General features: G+C 42.7%; 15 protein-coding genes. 8 read left to right on the top strand and 7 right to left on the bottom strand.

Going from position 1 to position 20,078, the window contains the following annotated elements:
* Window position 1: 1 nt before the first annotated feature.
* Entirely contained in the window at window positions 2-1,948 is a 1,947-nt protein-coding gene (locus WCY03_RS07165; protein WP_345991565.1) for a thioredoxin domain-containing protein, read from the bottom strand.
* A 137-nt stretch (window positions 1,949-2,085) separates the two neighbouring features.
* Here WCY03_RS07165 and WCY03_RS07160 point away from each other — a divergent pair, with 137 nt between their 5' ends.
* The 7 genes from WCY03_RS07160 (at window position 2,086) to WCY03_RS07130 (ending at window position 13,108) form a co-directional block, all read left to right on the top strand.
* Window positions 2,086-5,646 carry a bifunctional proline dehydrogenase/L-glutamate gamma-semialdehyde dehydrogenase gene (locus WCY03_RS07160; RefSeq protein WP_345991564.1) on the top strand — a complete coding sequence of 1,187 codons (3,561 nt, stop codon included), beginning with the start codon at window positions 2,086-2,088 and terminating at the stop codon, window positions 5,644-5,646.
* A 22-nt stretch (window positions 5,647-5,668) separates the two neighbouring features.
* On the top strand, window positions 5,669-7,138 hold the full coding sequence (gene putP / locus WCY03_RS07155) for a sodium/proline symporter PutP (RefSeq protein ID WP_345991563.1): 1,470 nt from the start codon (window positions 5,669-5,671) through the stop codon (window positions 7,136-7,138).
* An 18-nt stretch (window positions 7,139-7,156) separates the two neighbouring features.
* Window positions 7,157-8,692 (top strand): hypothetical protein, encoded by a 1,536-nt coding sequence (locus tag WCY03_RS07150; protein WP_345991561.1) that lies wholly within the window; start codon window positions 7,157-7,159, stop codon window positions 8,690-8,692.
* 151 nt (window positions 8,693-8,843) lie between these two features.
* On the top strand, window positions 8,844-10,619 hold the full coding sequence (gene dsbD / locus WCY03_RS07145; protein ID WP_345991559.1) for a protein-disulfide reductase DsbD: 1,776 nt from the start codon (window positions 8,844-8,846) through the stop codon (window positions 10,617-10,619).
* Between the two features lie 107 nt (window positions 10,620-10,726).
* Complete coding sequence (locus WCY03_RS07140) at window positions 10,727-11,878, top strand: AAA family ATPase (protein ID WP_345991558.1); 1,152 nt, start codon at window positions 10,727-10,729, stop codon at window positions 11,876-11,878.
* A complete protein-coding gene (locus WCY03_RS07135) occupies window positions 11,875-12,477 on the top strand; it encodes a DUF4276 family protein (protein ID WP_345991556.1) in 603 nt (200 codons plus the stop codon). Before WCY03_RS07140 ends, WCY03_RS07135 begins: the two co-directional genes overlap by 4 nt.
* Window positions 12,478-12,622: 145 nt before the next feature.
* Window positions 12,623-13,108, top strand: coding sequence for a hypothetical protein (locus WCY03_RS07130; RefSeq protein WP_345991554.1), 486 nt, complete (start codon window positions 12,623-12,625; stop codon window positions 13,106-13,108).
* Between the two features lie 56 nt (window positions 13,109-13,164).
* On the opposite strand, the gene WCY03_RS07125 is transcribed toward WCY03_RS07130, so the two are convergent.
* Window positions 13,165-14,616 carry an acetyl-CoA carboxylase biotin carboxylase subunit gene (locus WCY03_RS07125; protein WP_345991552.1) on the bottom strand — a complete coding sequence of 484 codons (1,452 nt, stop codon included), beginning with the start codon at window positions 14,614-14,616 and terminating at the stop codon, window positions 13,165-13,167.
* 129 nt (window positions 14,617-14,745) lie between these two features.
* Between WCY03_RS07125 and WCY03_RS07120 the strand changes: the two genes are divergently transcribed.
* A complete protein-coding gene (locus WCY03_RS07120; RefSeq protein WP_345991550.1) occupies window positions 14,746-15,618 on the top strand; it encodes an AraC family transcriptional regulator in 873 nt (290 codons plus the stop codon).
* Between the two features lie 12 nt (window positions 15,619-15,630).
* On the opposite strand, the gene WCY03_RS07115 is transcribed toward WCY03_RS07120, so the two are convergent.
* The 5 genes from WCY03_RS07115 to lpxB form a co-directional block, all read right to left on the bottom strand.
* Window positions 15,631-16,182: an outer membrane beta-barrel protein gene (locus WCY03_RS07115; RefSeq protein WP_345991548.1), complete on the bottom strand. Its 552-nt coding sequence runs from the start codon at window positions 16,180-16,182 to the stop codon at window positions 15,631-15,633.
* Between the two features lie 131 nt (window positions 16,183-16,313).
* On the bottom strand, window positions 16,314-17,039 hold the full coding sequence (locus WCY03_RS07110; RefSeq protein WP_345991546.1) for an acyl-ACP--UDP-N- acetylglucosamine O-acyltransferase: 726 nt from the start codon (window positions 17,037-17,039) through the stop codon (window positions 16,314-16,316).
* On the bottom strand, window positions 17,036-17,932 hold the full coding sequence (locus WCY03_RS07105; protein WP_345991545.1) for a Gfo/Idh/MocA family oxidoreductase: 897 nt from the start codon (window positions 17,930-17,932) through the stop codon (window positions 17,036-17,038). The genes WCY03_RS07110 and WCY03_RS07105 overlap by 4 nt, the downstream gene beginning before the upstream one ends.
* Window positions 17,933-17,934: 2 nt before the next feature.
* Entirely contained in the window at window positions 17,935-19,026 is a 1,092-nt protein-coding gene (locus WCY03_RS07100) for a DegT/DnrJ/EryC1/StrS family aminotransferase (protein ID WP_345991543.1), read from the bottom strand.
* Window positions 19,016-20,068 (bottom strand): lipid-A-disaccharide synthase, encoded by a 1,053-nt coding sequence (gene lpxB / locus WCY03_RS07095; RefSeq protein ID WP_345991541.1) that lies wholly within the window; start codon window positions 20,066-20,068, stop codon window positions 19,016-19,018. Before lpxB ends, WCY03_RS07100 begins: the two co-directional genes overlap by 11 nt.
* Window positions 20,069-20,078: the final 10 nt, after the last annotated feature.

The raw sequence follows: 20,078 nt of genomic DNA, 5'->3' as shown, positions 1-20,078 counted from the left end.
ACTATCCCTCTTTGACCGAATCGTCTACTATTTCGTTTATTTTATCGGTTTTATCCGTATTTGCAAAACAGCTGCTTGTGCCGCACACTAAAAAATCGTCGTTGCTGCTCGGCTGTTTTAATATATAAGGATATCGTATCTGCGCGATGATCTTGGAATTTGAGTGCAGGTTGTTCATTTTGGATTTTATAATCCTGTCACCTTTGAGATACCGCAGAGTCTGGTCGAGCATATAGGGAGAGTAGATAGGTTTTCTTCCCAGGTCGTAGGAGTTATATTCGAGCGTTTTAAATGCAAAACGGGTATATTTCTCTTCGATCAAAGTTCCTAAGGACAAAAGGAGGTCTACCATAACGCTTATGGCCGATGGATAGGTGTTATCGGTAGTTTCTGCCTGAGTGGTGAACTCTCCTTTGCTGAAAAACCATCTTCCGTTGTCGTAAAACTCTTCAAGTGCTCTATTTGCAAATCTTTGTGCGGTGATGAGGTAGGATTCATCACCTGTTTGCTCGTATGCCGCGATCAAAGCGGTGCCCATAAATGCATAATCCTCTAAGAAAGCTTTGACTTTGGGTTCTTTGTGGATGAGAGCGGAGTGATAGAGTTCGCCCTCTTTGTACATCGTATTTAAAAGAGCGTCAAGCGATCTTTTTGCGGCATCGGTGTACGAGTTTTCTATCTGCCCGAGCATGAAAAGCGCTTTTGTCATCATGGCGTTCCAGGATGTCTGCACCTTTTTGTCGATGAAGGGATACTCTCTTTTTTCTCTCAACGAACCGAGGATACGGATGACGTTGTCGTACCAGTCGGGTTTGACGCTTTCTTCATACCTTATGATATTTCGTCCTTCGAAATTTCCTCTTTTGCTTACATGGAGGAACTTCAATATTGCCGTTATCTCGCCGTTCTCATATCCCTCGGCGGCGAGCGCCGTTTCGATCTCCTCTTTTAAATAGGTGAAGTAGGCGCCTTCTCCTTCGTCGCTGTCGGCGTCGCTTGCAGAGTAAAACAGATCGTCCTCTTGCATAAAACGCATCATGAAATCGGCAGACTGTTTGGCTATATGCAGGTAGTCTTCGTTTTCATATGCAAGGCAGGCTTTTGCATAGAGTCCGCAGAGCAGGGCGTTGTCATAGGTCATTTTCTCAAAATGGGGCACAAGCCATCTCTCATCGGTAGAGTACCTGCAAAAACCGCCGTCGACGAGATCGTACATCCCTCCTTGAATCATATTGTCAAGCGTGAATGTGACCATATCGCGCGCTTCTTTGCTGTTGTAAAGGGAGGAGATGTTTAACAGTGTATTGAGCGTCGAAGCGTGCGGAAATTTTGGAGAGACGGAAAAACCGCCGAAGTTTTTGTCAAAGTTTCTCTGTGCCTGCAGTATGAAATTTTTGTAAAAATCCTCTGTAAGCTTTGTCGCTTCTTTTGGATGTTCGGCAGGTTTTAAAAAACTTACTATCTCCTCGGCATTTTTAAATATCTGCTCGTCCTTTTGAGCGATCTTTTCGGCAATGATCTTGGTTATTTCGGTAAAACCCATCATATTGACATACTCGGCTTTGTTATGAAGCGGTATATATGTCCCCGCGTAAAAAGGCTTGTTCTGCGGCGTTGCAAAGATGGATGTCGGCCAGCCGCCTGCGCGGCGGTTTAGAAGCTGATAGACCTCTTGATAGTGTTTGTCGATATCGGGTCTTTCTTCACGGTCTACCTTTATGCATATGAAGTGTTTGTTTACAAATTTCGCAGTCTCTTCGTCTTCAAAGACCTCTTTTTCCATGACATGACACCAGTGACAGCTGCTGTAGCCGATCGAGATGAAGATGGGTTTTTGCTCATCGTCTGCTTTTTTAAAAGCTTCTTCACACCAAGGGTACCAGTCTATGGGGTTGTCTTTATGCTGTTGAAGGTAGGGAGAGTCTTCGAATTGTAATCTGTTGGCCATAATGATCTTCCTGTTTTCAAAAAATATTAATATAAGGATATAGAGTAGATAAATCTTACTAATTTTGCGCTTAAAGAAGTGAGTCAAGTTTGATTTAAACCTATTTTGTTATCATAGGAGGGTTTTGGAGGGCAGTCATGCAGATCGATAAAAATACGTTTCAAAGAGCAAAAGATGTGGCGCGTATCTGGCAGAACGACATCGATAAAAGCAGAGAGAGCAGCGAGCAGAGATTTCATGAAGTGATGAAAAAAATGCTCCAAGATCCCGTGAACAAGGTTTTTCTCATCGAGCTTTTGGATCAGAGTTTTCGTTCTCAAGATCCCAAGCGTATCGCCGATCAACTGGAATATATATTTGCAAAATATAAAAACACGAATATCTTTACGGAGTTCGAACAGCTTCTTGTATGGTCGTTTCGGCATATCGGCATATATATGCCCGATATCTCAGTCGACCTCTTTATAAGATATCTCCGCAACGATGTTGCCAAGATAGTCATAAAGGGTGAAGACAGCTCTTTAAACAGACATCTGAAAAAACGTAAAGAGGAACACACAAGGGTCAATATAAACATCATCGGTGAGACCGTATTGGGTGAAAAGGAGGCGCAGGAGCGGATCCAAAAGTATATAAGCGCTTTACAAAATCCTCATATCGACTATATCTCCATCAAGATCTCCACCATATTTTCACAGATATCTCCCGCGGCCCATCAATGGAGTGTCGATGAGATATCAAAGAGACTGCAAAACATTTATCAAGCGGCGATGGAGAATAGCTTTACAAACTCCAAAGGCAGACGCGAAAACAAGTTCGTAAATCTGGACATGGAAGAGTACAGGGACGTCGATATAACCATAGACGCATTTATGCAGACGCTCTCACAGGAAAAGTTCTACGGGCTCAAAGCGGGCATCGTTTTGCAGGCTTATCTTCCCGATACTTTTAAAAATCTTCAAAAACTCGTAAAATGGGCAAAAACGAGGATGAACAAGGGCGGAGTGCCCATAAAGATCCGTCTGGTAAAGGGTGCCAATCAGGAGATGGAACTCACCGAAGCCGCTCTGCGCGGATGGCCTTGCGTGACATATCAGAACAAAGCGCAGACCGATGCGAACTACAAGCTTTTAATGGATTATCTCATAGATAAGGATGTGACTCCCTACGTGAACGTCGGGATCGCTTCGCACAATCTTTTCGATCAGGCTTTGGGGATGCTGCTCGCACGCGAACGCGGTGTAGAGGAGTTTTATACCGCAGAGATGCTGGAGGGGATGAGCGAGACCGCTTACAGGGTGTTAAAAAAAGAGGGGTTAAACGTCATCTTGTACGCACCTATAGCGACGGCAAAAACATTTACAAATGCGATCGCCTATCTTGTGCGACGTTTTGACGAGAATACTGCGGAGCAAAACTTCCTGCGCCACAGTTTCGGATTGAAAGCCGATTCTCCTGAATGGGAAACACTTGTTCAAAGCTATGACGATGCACTTGCGGTTCTGCCGAAGATACCTTTGGAAGCTTTTCGCACACAGGACAGAAACAATGAGCTTGTAGAACCTCTTGAAGATATAGACGGGTATGAGTTTAAAAACGAAAGCGATACCGATTTTTCCCTGCCGCCAAACAGAAGATGGTCAGAAGAGATACGAGACAAGTGGCAAAACATCTCGGATACGGGAGGTTTTCATGCCGCTGCCGTCGTTGCGGGAGAAGAGATTTCTACAAGCAAGAACATCGATGTCATAGACAAATCGCAATACCATCAAAACGTTGTGGTCGGAACCTATAAAAGCGCTTCAAAAGAGGATTTGAATAAAGCGGTCGCAACAGCGAAGAAAGACCCGGACGGCTGGCGGAAGCTAAGCGTAAAAGAGCGTCAAAAAATACTTATGAGAGCGGCGGACGAGTTCAAAAAAAGCAGAGCCGACCTTATAGGCGTCGCAGCCGCAGAGGTAGGAAAAGTCTTTGCCGAAACGGATGTGGAGATTTCAGAAGCGATAGACTTTTTAAACTTTTATCCCTACAGCGTTAAAAAGTTCACGTCGCTTCGGGGCATCAAAGTGCAGGGCAAAGGAGTCGGCCTTGTAGTGAGTCCTTGGAATTTTCCCATCGCCATTCCCACAGGAGGAGTCGCAGCATCGCTGGCTGCAGGAAATACCGTTTTATTAAAACCTTCTTCAAATGCGGTGCTTTGCGCATACAGGCTGTGTCAATGTTTCTGGGAAGCGGGAGTAAGTAAAAATACCCTGCAGTTCGTTCCATGCAGTGCGAAGCTCGCGGGAGAGGAACTGATAGCGGATAAAGATATAGACTTCGTGATACTCACGGGCGGCGAATCGACGGCAAAACAGATGATAAAAAGCCGTCCGGACATCTCTTTGAGTGCTGAGACGGGAGGCAAGGACGCAACGATCGTAACGGCTCTCAGCGACAGAGATCAGGCCGTTAAAAATGTCGTGGCCTCGGCGTTTAACAACTCGGGGCAAAAATGTTCGGCGACCTCGCTTTTGGTCTTGGAACGCGAGGTATATGAGGATGAAAAGTTCAAGACAATGCTCGTAGACGCGGCATCTTCGCTGAATACGGGTTCCGTATGGGACCTTCAAAACAGGATAGGCACGCTTGTGGACAGACCGACGGGAAAACTGGATAAAGCGCTTGGATATCTGGATAAAGACGAAGAATGGGCGCTCAAACCCTCGTATGCAAAGGACAATCCCTATATTCTTCGACCCTCTATCAGATACGGAACGAAAAAAGGAGATTTCTGCCACCTTACCGAGCTTTTCGGTCCTGTGCTCAGCGTGATGTGCGCCGAAAACCTCGAAGACGCCATAGATATAGTGAACTCTACGGGATACGGTCTGACTTCGGGATTAGAGAGTCTCGATGAGCGTGAGCAGGAAATATTTAAAAAGAGGCTTCATGCAGGCAATCTCTATATAAACCGTATGACGACGGGAGCTATCGTTCTCAGACAGCCTTTTGGCGGTATGAGAAAATCTGCCATAGGCAGCGGAAAAAAAGCCGGAGGTATCAATTACGTATCGCAGTTCATGAGGATCGAATTTGACGAAAGTGAATCAGAGAACTCCTATATGCAGAGATTGAAACCTCTTTTTGAAGAGGAGGACAGAATCGCCTACAGTCTTGAGAAAATGCTCAAGACCACGACGGATTTCAGTTATTGGTTCAATGCTCATTTCAGCAAAGAGAACGATCATTTCAACATAAGAGGCGAAAGCAACGTCTTTGGCTATATTCCGGTAAAAGATATCCTTTTCCGTTTTGAAGAGGGGGATTCTTTATATGAGATGCTGGCTTCCATATCCGCTGCGAAGATTGTCGGGGCAAAAGTCCATGTATCCATACCAAAAGATCCAAAAGACGGGGATCTGATCTATTTGAGCGGAAAAAAAAGCGTGCTGCTGGATGAAGAGGATATCTTCGTGTCCGAAGATGAAAAAGAGTTTGTCAAAAGAATGAAAGAGGTACAAAGAGTTCGTTTTTTAAAACCTCAAAACGTCTCTTCGTTCGTTTATGAAGCAGCGGCAGAGGATGCTCTATATATAGCAAAAGACCCTTTCGTGGCGCATGGACGTATAGAGCTTATGCACTACTTCGTAGAGCAGAGTATCTCGAACAGTTATCATAGGTACGGCAATCTGGGGTACAGAGGCCTAAAACAATAAAAAAAGGAGAAAAATGATGGAAATGCCGATAGTAATTTCATTTGTAGCGTATATGCTGGTCATGGTAGGGATAGGAATATATTTTTATTTCAAGACCAATGACCTGAGCGATTTTGTTCTGGGAGGAAGAAGTCTGGGACCGGGAGTCACCGCTTTGAGCGCAGGAGCGTCGGATATGAGCGGCTGGCTGCTTTTGGGGCTTCCGGGTATGATGTATACACAGGGGATAGTAGGCAGCTGGATCGCGGTCGGTCTTATTCTTGGAGCTTACATCAACTGGCACTACGTCGCAAAACCTCTTCGTGTTTATACGCATCATCTGGATGATGCTATCACTATACCCGATTATTTTTCGAACCGTTTTGAAGATACGGGAAACAGTCTGCGAGTCGTAACGGCGATAGTCATTTTGATCTTTTATACTCTGTATACCTCTTCAGGACTTGTCGGCGGTGCAAAACTTTTTGAAGCGACGTTCAATCTCGATTATTCCACCGCACTTGTTATAGGAAGTTTTGTTATCGTATCGTATACTTTTCTGGGCGGCTACAATGCTGTAAGCTGGACGGATTTCATCCAGGGGATACTGATGATGCTCGCACTTGTGATCGTGCCTCTGGTAGTTATCTATGATGTGGGCGGGCTCAGTAAGGGACTGAGGATCATAGAATCCGTCGATCCTGCGAATCTCGATATTGTCAACGGGACATCACTGATAGGGGTGCTCTCTTTGATGGCATGGGGACTCGGGTATTTCGGGCAGCCGCATATTCTTGTGCGTTTTATGTCCATACGCCACGAAGACGAGATGAACAGAGCCAAAACCATCGGGATGAGCTGGATGATATTTTCCATCATCGGATCGCTCTCCGTCGGGTTCTTCGGTCTGGCATATGTCGTTTCGCACGGGATCGATCTTAAAGACAGTGAGAAAATATTCATCACTCTTTCGCAGCTTCTTTTCAATCCTTGGATAGCGGGCTTTTTGCTTGCAGCGATACTTGCAGCGATAATGAGCACGATCGATTCCCAGCTGCTTGTTTCCTCTTCAGTTTTGACAAGAGATCTTTACCATGCCATTTTCAGGAAGAACGCGACGGATAAAGAGCTTGTATGGGTCGGACGTTTGACGGTGATAGCGATTGCGGTGATCGCATGGTATCTCTCGACCGATGAGAATTCAAGTGTTTTAAAACTGGTGGCTTATGCTTGGGCAGGGTTCGGTGCGGCGTTCGGTCCTGTCGTCATCCTCTCTCTTTACGACCACAACATAACGAAAAACGGAGCCATAGCGGGAATGCTCGCAGGTTCGGTGACGGTCATCATCTATAAGCACTTGCATGGAGGCATTTTTGAACTGTATGAACTTTTACCGGGATTTACGGCGGCTTGGATTGCGACGGTACTCTTTAGCAAAGTAGGCAAAAAGAACTCTTCAAAGGTCAAGATCATATTTTATGAAGTTCAAGAGAGATTGAACAAAAGCTTTTAAAAAAAATGAGGTCTTTTCATGCTTATATTTGATATCGCCGTTTATCTGCTGTTATCGGTAATGGCATGTATAGTCCTTGTGAGGTTTTTTGTCGTGTACAGAGGCTTCGTTCCTCTGCTTCTCGTTGCTTTTTTGACGATCCTTCTGGTACTTTTTAAAACTTCGCTGCCCGATATTTTTTCTTACCGCATAAACAGCTTTTATATCACGTATCATAATGCCGATGCCGCCGATTCTCAAAAATATCTGCCCAAAACAGATACAAGAGTAGATATTGAGTATCTGGCAAAAACGTTTCACCATGACAGAAAAAAAGATTTTTATGTCATGATGGACGGCTATTTCGTAAATGTAAAACCCGTAAAAAAAGAGATATATACAGACATAAAGCAGGCAAAAGCCGAAGTATATCTTGACGGCGAACTCGTACTTGCTTCTGATTCGCAAAAAAAAGAGCTGCTTGTCAATCTTTCAAAAGGGGTGCATCATCTGCGGATATATATTTATGCTTCAGGACGTTCAAAAGCCGTGATGCGTGCGGGTATAAACGATTTTACTCCTGTAATATCGGATGAGAACATGACAAAAGAGTTAAAAAAGATCGTCAAAAACAAAGCGTATGATCTGTTCTTCACCGCCCAAAACAGCGACAGGAGAATGAACTTGCAAGATTCGGCAAAACCTTCGGTCTTGTTTATAGACTCTGCCGATGCGGCCGCTTATGATATCCGTAATATAAAAGGTTCGAACACAAAAGCGGTGGTCTATGCCGGAGTAGGAGCTAGATTTAAGTTCGATGGCAATGTAAGCCTGCTGCGCATAAAAGAGATGCCCGAGATATATAAAGTCTACCCCAAAAAACTGGAGTGCGTCAATCACGCTCCCTTTGGGATCGAATGTTCGACCTTTAGCGAGCTGGCGGCTTTAAATGCATGGATGCGCAAGCTTTTGGGGAAAAAGATAACAGGATTTACGGACGGTACTAACAAAAAAGAGACCCCGGTAAAAATTCCGCAGATAGAGTTTGACACAAAGCGTTACGATGAGATAAACGGAAGCATCGAAGCTATGAGGCTGCAAAAAGAGGAGCTTCAAAGAAGGCTTGCTGATCCGTTTTATCGGTATAAAGGCAAAAGATGGCATGACGTTTTGCATGTAAACGATGCCCAGATACCGAGCAATTCGTTTAAAGCGTACTATATGGACAAGTTCGATGTTTCAAATATCAGATATAGCGAAAATGTTTTTAAAATAGCCGTTGATTATGTAAAAAACGGTTTTCACGATATAAGAGCCGATAATTTCGTCGGATACTGGGTGGGAGATTTTATCTTTGCAAGACCCGTCACTTACGAGTTCGACGTGAATGTCAGTCATGCAGATATTCGTGTCATGGTAGACGGAAAAGCCGTTTATGAAGGCAACAGCTCTAAGAGTTTTGATCTGAAGTTTAAGCCCGGCAAAAAATATCGGATCGAAGTGGGGTATATCAATGATTATCCGCATGCAAAACTGCTTTTAAATATGAAAAATGCTCATAAACATGCTTTTTAAAAAGCTGCCAAAACAAATAGATCAAGCGGCTGAAATGTTACGAGAGAGGCAAAGCTGTTTTAAATTTTGGCAAAAAACGCGGCAGCCGGGCAGATATTTAATTTAATTAGATAATATAATATATCAAAAGAATGAGACGGGACGTGTAAATATGAAAAAACTGCTGCTGCTGCTGATTTTGCTCAGTATCTTCACATTAGCTCAGGCACAAGGGTTTCTTCTGCCAAACGAGGCTTTTAAACCTTCCGTGACTGTCGATGAGAGATCGAACATAATCATCGATATCGTTTTGGGTAAAGATATATATCTTTACGAAAAAGATCTGAAGATCTCTTTGAAGAAAAACGACGCCCTTGCCGTAGAATCCATAGATCTTCCAAAAAGCGTCAAGCATGAGCAAGACAAAGTATATATGAACTCGCCTCACATCATTGTAAAGCTCAAAAAGCTTTCTAACGCGGCACAGACAGCAAAAGTCGATCTTGTTCTGGGATTTCAAGGATGTTCGCTGCACGGGCTTTGCTACGAGCCTCAAGAGCATACATATACGCTGAATATAGATACGGCAAAGATCACTTCGGGCAAGATTGCTGCGGAAAAATCTGTAAAGTCTTCCAAAAAACAGCTTTCCGAAACCGATGACATCGCAAATACCTTAAAATCGGGAAATATTCTTTTTACGCTCGGTATGTTTCTTGTTTTTGGACTTTTGCTCTCCATGACTCCGTGTGTCTTTCCTATGATACCTATCATCTCTTCGGTGATCGTATCGCAGGGGGAAGGACTTACGACAAAACGCGCCTTTTTCCTCTCCGTCGTTTATGTTCTTTCTATGTCGGTCGCTTATACGATAGCGGGTATTTTGGCAGGGCTTTTCGGTGCAAACCTGCAAGCAGCACTTCAAACTCCTTGGGTCATCTACTCGTTTGCGGGTATCTTTGTTCTTCTCTCGCTTTCTATGTTTGACGTTTACGAACTGCAGGTGCCAAGCTTCATACAGTCAAAAGTAAGCAGTGCTACGAGCAACAGAGGCGGTATCATCGGTGTCGCTATTATGGGCTTTTTATCCGCACTCATAGTCGGGCCTTGTGTGGCTGCACCGCTTGCGGGAGCTTTGGTGTACATCGGGCAGACAGGAGATGCGCTGCTAGGCGGTGCGGCGCTCTTTATGCTCTCCATCGGGATGGGGATACCTCTCATCGTTGTCGGTACGGGAGCAGGCAAGTTTATGCCTCGTCCTGGAGGCTGGATGGAGCTAGTGAAAACCGTGTTTGGTCTGATGATGCTGGGCGTGGCTATCTGGATGGTTTCTCGCGTTTTGGACGAGGGGATCGTCATGATGCTTTGGGCAGTACTGGCTATCGCTTCGGGAGTGCATTTTGGAGCGCTGGAGCCGTTGCAGGTGGAAAACGGAGAAAGAGAGAACAGCTTTAAAAAGATAATTGCGGTGATCATCCTGCTTTACGGCGTGATCCTTTTCATCGGTGCGCTGAGCGGCTCCAAAGAGATGCTTTCCCCTTTGGATAAGTTTACGTCAAGGACGGTTGAAAGTACGGCAAAAAGCGGTGCAAACGAGCTGCAGTTCAAGAGAGTCACAAATATGGATGAACTGGATGCAGCCCTCGCACAGGCAAAAGGCAAAAAAGTCGTCCTCGATTTTGCGGCTTCATGGTGTACGGCCTGTAAAGAGCTTGACGAGACGACGTTTAAAGATAAGGACGTGATCGACAAGATGAAAGAGTTCGTCCTCATCCGCGCGGACATAAGCGCAAATACAGACAAACAAAAAGCCGTCTCTAAAAAATACGGAGTCTTCGGCCCTCCCGTCATCGTCTTTATGGATGAAAACGGAACCGTGCTAGAAGACAAGACCATAACGGGATATAAAGAGGCAAAAGAGTTCTTAAAACACCTGGAAAGTCTCTAGGTCGTAAAATAAATATGTATTTTATTAGTAAAGTAGGTGCAAGAAATTCATAAAGTAGTTTACTTTATAATAACAAATTAAATATAATATAAATAAAAAGTGGTATTATGCAGATTAAACGATTACAGCTAAAAAATTGGAAAAATTTTAGAGATATAGACATAAACTTAGATAATCGAGTATTTATTGTTGGTCCAAATGCAGCAGGTAAATCTAATTTTCTTGATGTATTTCGTTTCATTAGAGAGATAGCAAAAGAGACAGGTGGTGGGCTTCAAAAAGCAGTTAAAGATAGAGGTGGATTAACTAAAATAAGATGTTTAGCAGCGAGACAAAATCCTGACGTAGAAATAGATATAGAAGTGGATGATGAAGACACAACATGGAGATATTTTTTAAGTATTAAGCAAGAAAAAGGAGGTAAAAACCCTGTCGTAGTAGCAAAGGAGCAAGTGTGGAAAAATAAAACTATGCTCATTGATCGCCCAGATAAAGATGATAAGAATGATGATAAGAGGTTAACTCAAACGTATATTGAACAAATTAATGCTAATGCACAGTTCCGTGAGCTGGCAATTTTCTTTGAAAAAACATTATATTTGCACTTGATTCCTCAATTAATTAGGCATTCACAAGAATTTATTGGATATGAAAGATCAGATGATCCTTTTGGAAAAAATTTTTTACAGCATATAGCTAAAACACCTTCACCTACAAGAGATGCGAGATTAAGAAGAATAGAACAAGCTTTAAGAATAGCAGTTCCACAATTTAAAGAACTTAAATATATTAAAGATGATGAAGGTAAACCACATTTAGAAACTAGTTATGATAACTGGCGAGGAAAAGATGCTAAACAACGAGAAGAACAGTTTTCAGACGGAACTTTGCGTTTAATTGCATTATTATGGTCTTTACAAGAAGGTGAAGCTTTATTATTATTAGAAGAACCAGAACTTTCATTAAATACTGCAATAGTTGAACAATTACCAGAACTAATTTTTAGAATTCAAGCAAAACTAAAACGTAAGCGTCAAGTTATTATGACTACTCATAGTATAGATTTATTGAATGCAAAATCTATAGGTGGAAATGAAGTGTTTTTATTGTCTCCAGATAGAGAAGGTACAAGTGTCCGCAATGTATCTAGTTTAACTGAAGTACAAGCCATGCTTGCAGGTGGTTTTAGCGTTGGAGAAATAATTAAGCCTATTATTAAACCAAAAAATCTTAATCAATTGGTCTTTGAATTTGAATGATTAATTTTTATATTGTAGGTGAAGATGCTCCGAGTATAGAAATAATTCGTAAAATTTTAAGAGAATTTCCACAAGAGTTTTGTATTTTTCGGGAAGATTGTAAAAATGGTTATGGCAATATTAAAAAAGCAATTCACAAATATAATCAAGCAGCTGAATATATACACTACTTTATTTTAACAGATTTAGACAATGATCCTTGTCCGTCAGCTAAAATAAACGATTGGTTAGGTGAAATATCAAAGAATGACAAGTTGTTTTTTAGGATTGTTGTAAGAGAAATTGAATCTTGGCTTCTTGCTGATAAAGAAGGTTTTTCTCAATTTCTTAATATTCCTATTGCTAATTTTGTAAATAACCCAGATGAGTTAAATGATCCTAAAAATGAAGTGTTTAGAGTAGTTAAAAAATCTAATAAACGTAAATATAAAGAAGCTATATTACCAAATAGTGGTGCTTCTATAGGTCCTGCTTACAATTCAACAATAAAAGAGTTTATTGACAATTATTGGGATTTAAATAGAGCAATGAAAAACTCTCCAAGCTTAAAAAAAACAATTGATGCTTTAAATAGGTATAAAGAAGAATTTAATAGTTAAACATTAATGTATCCAGAAACAAGCAGTTATTGTAGGTGAAGTGAGATATGGTAAAAGTCCTTCTTAAAATCTTTTGTGTACATCTGTTTAATCGGTTCTTATATAATACCAGTGACCTCTGCTATTCCTGCAGTTTGGAGTATTTATGAAAAAAATTTTATTGTACACGCTTTTAACTCTTCTCGCTTTGGGCTCTTTTATCATTTTTGGAGTCATAGGTGTTTATAAAACTGAGAACGGAATAGTCTTAGGTCTCCCCGATTATGAAAAAAGAGATATCCGTGTATCGCAGGTCGATCTGGATATTTTGACAAAAGCGGATGCTTTGTTGTCTGATGAAAATACATGGCAAAAAGAGCATCCCACAAACTGCTCGCATTCACAAAAGCTCGACCTGTATTGCGCTTTGCAAAACGCTTCTGTTGCAGTAATGGGAAAATATGTCCATAGACAGCCCGCCTTGCAGGAAGTAAGATTTAATATAGACGATTATTACAGAAAAAGATGGACGAAACATCGGCTCATCGACTTCAATGCCAATAAAAACACGACTTTTAAGGATGTCAAGTCCGTTCTCGCACAAGCTATAATGACGGTAAAAGGAAAGCTTGCCGCCTATAAAAAGAGATGAAAGAGTGTTTTTAAAAAAGGCAGAGAGAGCTTTATAAGGCTCTCTTTGCAAAAGTTTTAATGTCTGACGTGAAGGTTATGCTGCTTGATGGTCTCGACGAGCTTTGAGATCTGAGTCATCTTCTGCTCTTCCTCTTCTATGTTGTTTATCGCGTCGAGGTTGAACTTGTCCAGTTTGGCGTCAAGATAGCTTGTGTTGAACTTGCCCTCTATGAAATCAAGGTCTCTTACTATCGCTCTGTGAAGAGGAATGTTTGTAGCTACGCCGTCTATAAAGAACTCGTCCAGTGCTCTTTTTGCTTTTCTGACCACTCCGTCCCAGTCAAGTGCCGATACGATAAGCTTTCCTATCATGGAGTCGTAATTTGCAGGGATCTTGTAGCCTGCATACAGACTTGTATCGAGTCTGACGCCCGGACCTCCCGGCGCCATATAGTTCGTGATGGTCCCGACAGCCGGCATAAATTTTAGTTTCGGGTTTTCGGCATTTATACGAAACTCGATGGCGTAGCCTTTAAGCTTGATCTCCTCTTGCATAAAGTGCAGTTTGTCCCCTTCTGCGATCTGTATCATCCTTTGGATGATGTCAATTCCGGAGATAAGTTCGGTAACGGGATGTTCGACCTGTACCCTTGTGTTCATCTCGATGAAGTAGATGTTGTCGGCTTCATCTACCAAAAACTCGATTGTTCCCACACTCTCGTAACCGAGTTTGAACATCGCTTTTGTGGAGATGCGGTAGAGCTCGCGTCTGACATCGTCGTTTAGTCTCGGGCTGGGTGCTATCTCGATCACTTTTTGATGGCGTCTTTGGATCGAGCAGTCGCGTTCGCCAAGATGTACGACGTTGCCGTATTTATCTGCGATCACCTGTATCTCGATGTGTCTTGGGTTTTCGACGAACTTCTCGATAAACATCTCGTCCCTGCCGAAATATTTTTTTGATTCGTTGGCTGCGGATTCGTAAAGCTCTTTAAAGTCTTTCTCTTCTCTTACTATCCTCATCCCTCTGCCGCCGCCGCCGAATGCCGCTTTGATGATGACGGGAAAACCGATATCTTTAGATATTTTCTCGCCTTCTTTGATATCTTTTACAGGTTCGTCCGTTCCCTCCAGTACAGGAACGCCCACTTTTTTCATAGCGACCTTCGATGCCATCTTGTCGCCGAAAAGTGCGATGTGATCCGCTTTTGGTCCGATAAAAATAATGCCGTTGTCTTCACAAGCCTGTGCGAACTCCGCACTTTCGGATAAGAATCCGTAACCCGGATGGATAGCGTCGCATTCGGCTTTTTTGGCCAGTGAGATGATCCTGTCGTAGTCCAGATAGGCTTCGACGGGATTTCCTAAGATCGGGTAACATTCATCCGCTTTTCTTACCCAGATACCTTCTATATCCACTTCGGAAAATATCGCTACGCTTTTTATTTCCAACTCTTTACAAGCTCTGATGATACGAAGAGCTATCTCGCCTCTGTTGGCTATAAGTACTTTACCTATCTTTTTCATCGGGTTTAAGGATTCCTTCTTTTTTATTTGCAATTTTATACCTTTCAAAAAAAAAGTTCTTCCTTTTTTCTGCATATTAAGTTGTTCATTTGTGCTTACTTTATGGTTTGATTATGCTACAATTATTGCATGAAAAAAGAGACTTTGCAAAAAAGAATCAAGATCGCCAACGATATCATGTACTATGTATATACCCATATAGATACCCACATAGATGTCGATGAACTGAGTCGGGATTTTGGTATAAGCAAGTTTCATATGCAGAGGATATTTAAAGAAGCGTTTGGAAGAAACATCTATGAAAGCATAAAATCTATTCGTCTGCAAAAAGCTTCCAATCTGCTTTTGACAAACAAGTATTCGACCATCTCGAACATAGCCAACATGTGCGGGTACAGTTCGCAGTCATCTTTTATAAAAGCGTTCAAGGAGCGTTTTTCCATGACGCCAAAAGAGTGGAAGAACGGCGGCTATAAAGTGTATTCGGACAATATCTTAAAACAATCCAGAGGAGCCGTACAGTCGACAGCGGACTTTAGCGATGTAACGGCGACGATCGTCAAGATGCCTGTGATCCAAAGCTATTATATAAGAAATAAAGGATATAACTCCAAAAACATCCGAGAGAGCTGGCAGAAGCTGGAGACCTGGGTGCTGAGCAATAATGTCAAGGATTATCAGGAGATAGCCCTGTTTCACGACAATCCTACCGTCACACCGCTTGACGAGTGCCAGTATGTCGCGTGTATCGCGACCAAAAACAAGGTCGGCAGTGACAGGCTGCCGAGGTTCAACATCTCTGACGGCGTCTATGCGAAGTTCGATCTCAAAGGAAAGAAGGGCGACTTTTTGAAATTCATCCAATGGGTTTATCATGAATGGCTTTTAAAAAGCGAGTTCGAGACGACCACCAAACCCTCATATGCCATCTACTATAAAAACAAATATCTCTCAGACGACAAAGAGTTCGATCTGAGCTTTTATCTGCCTATAAAGTTTTGAGTAAGACGTAAATTAGAATTTATAGAGCAGACCCAGCATATATGAGTTTGTACTGGTATCCGGATCGGCATTGGTACCTATACCTTTTACGTCAAATTTTCTATATTTATATTCGGCTGTAATATCCAGACTTTTATTCATGGCTATTGCTATACCTGCCGTACCTTCGTAAGTTCTGACATTGTCGGTCGAGATACCGTCGTCATATGCAGAAGTACCGATACCTACACCAAGATAAGGCGTTACTACCGATTTTAAGTCAATATAGTAGAGTGCATTTACTATGTATGAATTAACGGTAATATCATTTTTATAATTTAGATTTTTATTATTATAATTTACTTTTGAATGAGAATATTCACCCTCAATTGCAAAGTCTTTATAACGATAACCGATCGCCATCATAGTGTTAACACCTGTACCGGCATCTATATTATAATTGCTATTTGTAATATTATTTGCATCCTCATATCCTAAAGCAACTTTTCCGTAAAAGTTCGAATCTGCATATAATGCGCCGCTTAGCATTAAAGCTGTTGTTGTTACGGCCAATAGTTTTTTCATGTTCCTGCCTTTATCTATAATTTGTAACACAAGTATATTGGATTGTATTTTCCAAAACAACCTTTTTTTAGCACAAAAAGAATTTTGTTTTAGCAGGGGAAGAATTTTGTTTTGCACTCAGGAGAGCATATTTATAGATTGCTCTCTTTGATGAATCCTGCAAATAGTTTGACGTAGCCGTTTTGGCTTTCTTGCTCAAGTGTTTTTGCCGTCTCTTTATCGACGCCGTGGCTGAGAAGTTTTTTGTACGCGGCTTTTATCTCCTCTATATCATCAGGATTTTCCAGTCTTCGTCTGAGACCTATGATATTGAGACCTTTGATGCTGGAACGGTTTCCTTCGACCAGACAAAACGGCGGGATATCGTGATTGACGTAGGAAGCTCCGCCGATCATCACTCCCGTCCCTATGCGGTTGTTTTCTTCGACCGTACTCAGCCCGCCGATAATGACGCGCTCTTCGCATTTGACGTTCTCATAAAGTCTTACGGCATTTGTGAGTACGCAGTTATTGGCTATCTTCACGCCGTTCATGATCTGTACATATGCCATTATGAAGTTGTCATGGCTTATTTCGATACTTTGTTTGTTATCGCTCTCCTGTGTACCGATCTGGACAAATTCGCGGACGTGCGTGTTTTTTCCTATCCTGATCGTCGAGCTTTCGTTTCCTATCGTTGCGAAACTGAATATCTTTGTATTCTCTTCCAGGGTCGTTTTACCTTTTATGATCACGTTTGAAGCGATGTTTACGCCCGAAGCTATCACCGTGTCTCTGCCTATGAAACAAAAAGGTCCGATGACCGCGTCTTCGGCGATCGAAGCGCCGTCTTCTATGATGGTTGTTTTGTCTATCATGAGTGGATTGCGATCTTGAGCGTGATGATGCTGTCTTCTATGGAAGCAAGAGATGCACGTTCGCCTGTTTTGAGGTATGCTATGAAAGTTTCCAGCTCTTTTATGAGCGGCTCGTCTTTTTTGATGTGGCAGCCTCTGACGACATAGGAGTTGTTTGTGCTAAACGATGAGTATTCGGTAAGACTTTGCGCTATCAGATCGGCTTCAAAGTAAGAATCCTGACAAGCCACCTCTATGCAGCGTTTTTTAAACGGAGTAAGCCAGTTTGTCGTGATATTGGCTATGACCGAATCCGTCAGTTCGAAACTAAGTACCGCATTGTCTTCATGGTGATTATGGATCTTTCTTGATTTGAAGATAGACTGGTTGAGTATGTCTCTGTGCGTTATAAAACGGATAAGATCGATGTCATGCACCGAGAGGTCCGTGAGTACTCCGACATCGGCGATGCGCGGAGGGAACGGTCCGACACGCGTGATTGCCACGGAAAATATCTCTTTGCTCGAGAGTTCCTCTTTAAGCGCCTGAACGACGGGATTGAATCTTTCGACATGACCGACACAGCTTTTGACTCCTGCCGCATTTACGGCGTTAAGGATATCTTTTGCATCTTGTACGGTCGAAGCAGCCGGTTTTTCGATAAAAAGATGTACGCCTTGAGCCGCGCATTTGAGAGCGACCTCTTTATGCAGGAATGTCGGAACGGCGATGATGACGGCATCGGGTTTTGCGTTTTTTAACATCTCATCCACATCATGGAAAAAAGGTTCTTTGTAGGGGTCGTTTTGTACGACGTCACAGAGTGCGCAGACCTCTACTTCGTCAAGCATACTTAGTATGCGGTAATGGTTTTTCCCCATCGCGCCCAGACCTATGATCGCTATTCTTATCATACTTATCCTTTTATCGCTGCTACTATAAAATCTTGCTGTTCATCCGTAAGATACGGACTCATCGGAAGAGACATGATCTCGTTTGATATCTTTTCGGAGACAGGAAAATCCCCCTCTTTGTATCCAAGATACGCAAAAGCTTCTTGAAGGTGAAGCGGCATCGGGTAATGAACGGCTGTCGGGATAGATCTCTCGCTCAGCTTCGCGATCGTTGCAGCTCTGTCTTTTACCCTTATGGAGTATTGTGCGTAGACGCTTGTTCTATCGTCTGCGATATATGGAGTCACGACATCGGCATCGGCGAGAAGCAGCGTATATCTTTGACCGATATCCTGTCTCAGTTTCACCTCTTTGTCAAAATGACGGAGTTTGACGTCGAGTATTGCGGCTTGAACGGCGTCAAGACGGCCGTTTATTCCTATATATTTGTGCTTGTATCTCTCGTTTTGTCCATGGTTTAGAAGCATTCTCATCTTTGAAGCCAGTTCATCATCGTCGGTAAAGATAGCTCCGCCGTCGCCGTATGCGCCAAGAGGTTTGGAAGGGAAGAAACTCGTACAGCCGATTGATGAGAGAGCGCATGATCTTTTGTCTTTATACTGTGCGCCGAAGCTTTGGCAAGCGTCCTCTATGACCGTAAGACCGTGTTTGTCGGCAATAGCGTTTATCTCGTCCATATCCGCACATTGTCCGTAAAGAGACACGGGAATGATCGCTTTTGTTTTTGCCGTGATAAGGTTTTCTATCTTGGATGTATCGATATTGTATGTTTTTTCGTCAATATCGGCAAATACCGGTTTTGCACCTAAAAATGCGATCACTTCGGCAGTCGCTATAAACGTAAAAGGAGTTGTGATGATCTCATCACCCGCTTTGACGTCGAGCGCCATAAGGGCAAGTAAAAGCGCATCTGTCCCGCTGCTGCATCCGATGGCATGTTTTACGCCCGTATATGCTGCGATGTTTTTTTCAAAAGCTTCGAGTTTCGGTCCTCCTATGAATCCCGCACTCGCAAAGACTTCGCTTACCTCTTTGTCAATCTCCGTCTTATACTCTTGATACTGCGCCTGTAAATCTATAAAATTAATCTTCATTCTTTTCCTCTATGATCGATGCTACTGTTTTGGAACTTCCATGGCCTAAATATTTTCGTAACTCTTTTGAATTGTTCAGAAACTTTTCTCTGTCAAATTTTTTATATGCTTCAAAAAGATTGTCCGGCGTCACTTCGTCCTGGATGAACTCAGGATGAAGCGGTTCGCCTTTGAACTTTTCGAACATGATGTTGCCAAGACCGATATAATCAAGCTTCACCAGCCTGCTTGCCAGAAAATAATCAAGCGGCTTTGCGATGTAGCTTAAAATGAACGGGATCCCTATGAGTGCGGCTTCAAGCGTAGCCGTTCCGCTGCATATAAAAGCGAAGTCGCACTCCCGTAAAGTCTGATGCGCATCGTGAACAATTTTAAATTTCGTTAGGGTACCGTAAACTTCTTTTATATCTTCTTTAGTGAACTGTTTTGGGACGATAATATACGCTTCGCACTCCAGTTTTTCTCTGAGTTCTTCAAACACGGGCATCAGTTTTTTTATCTCGCCTCTGCGGCTTCCGGGCATGAAAGCTATCTTGTTCGTTTGCGAAAGTGTTTCTTTAAACTCTTTTATCTCGTCTAAGAGGGGATGCCCCACGTAGGTTATGGGTGCGTTTTTAGAGTAGTAGTCCTTTTCAAAGGGCAGGATGGAGGCCAGATGCGTGATGGTACGTTCTAAAACGGGAATTCTCTTTTGTTTCCAAGCCCAGGCCTGCGGCAGGATATAGTAGATGATCTCTTTGTCGGGGTATTTTTTTCTTATCTTCTTTGCAAGAGGGAGATTGAATCCCGATGAATCCATGAGCAAGACCTTGTCGGCATCACGTGCGAGTTCTGCCATCTGCGTATTGAGCTTGAAGAAAAATCTCAGTTTTTTTATCGCGTCGACAAACCCCATGATAGCCAGAGACGAGAGATCTATGAGCGGAGTTCCGAGCTCTTTGTCGAAGATACCGATAAATTCTACATCAGGGCTGAGCTCCTGTTTTAAAGCTTTTAGATGGATGTTCGCGGAATGTTCCAGGGCGCTGACGAGAAGTTTCATAGTAGGTTTA

It is taken from the genome of Sulfurimonas sp. HSL-1716 (genome assembly GCF_039645975.1).
GTDB classification, from domain to species: domain Bacteria; phylum Campylobacterota; class Campylobacteria; order Campylobacterales; family Sulfurimonadaceae; genus Hydrocurvibacter; species Hydrocurvibacter sulfurireducens.
This window is presented reverse-complemented; position numbering and strand designations above follow the sequence as displayed.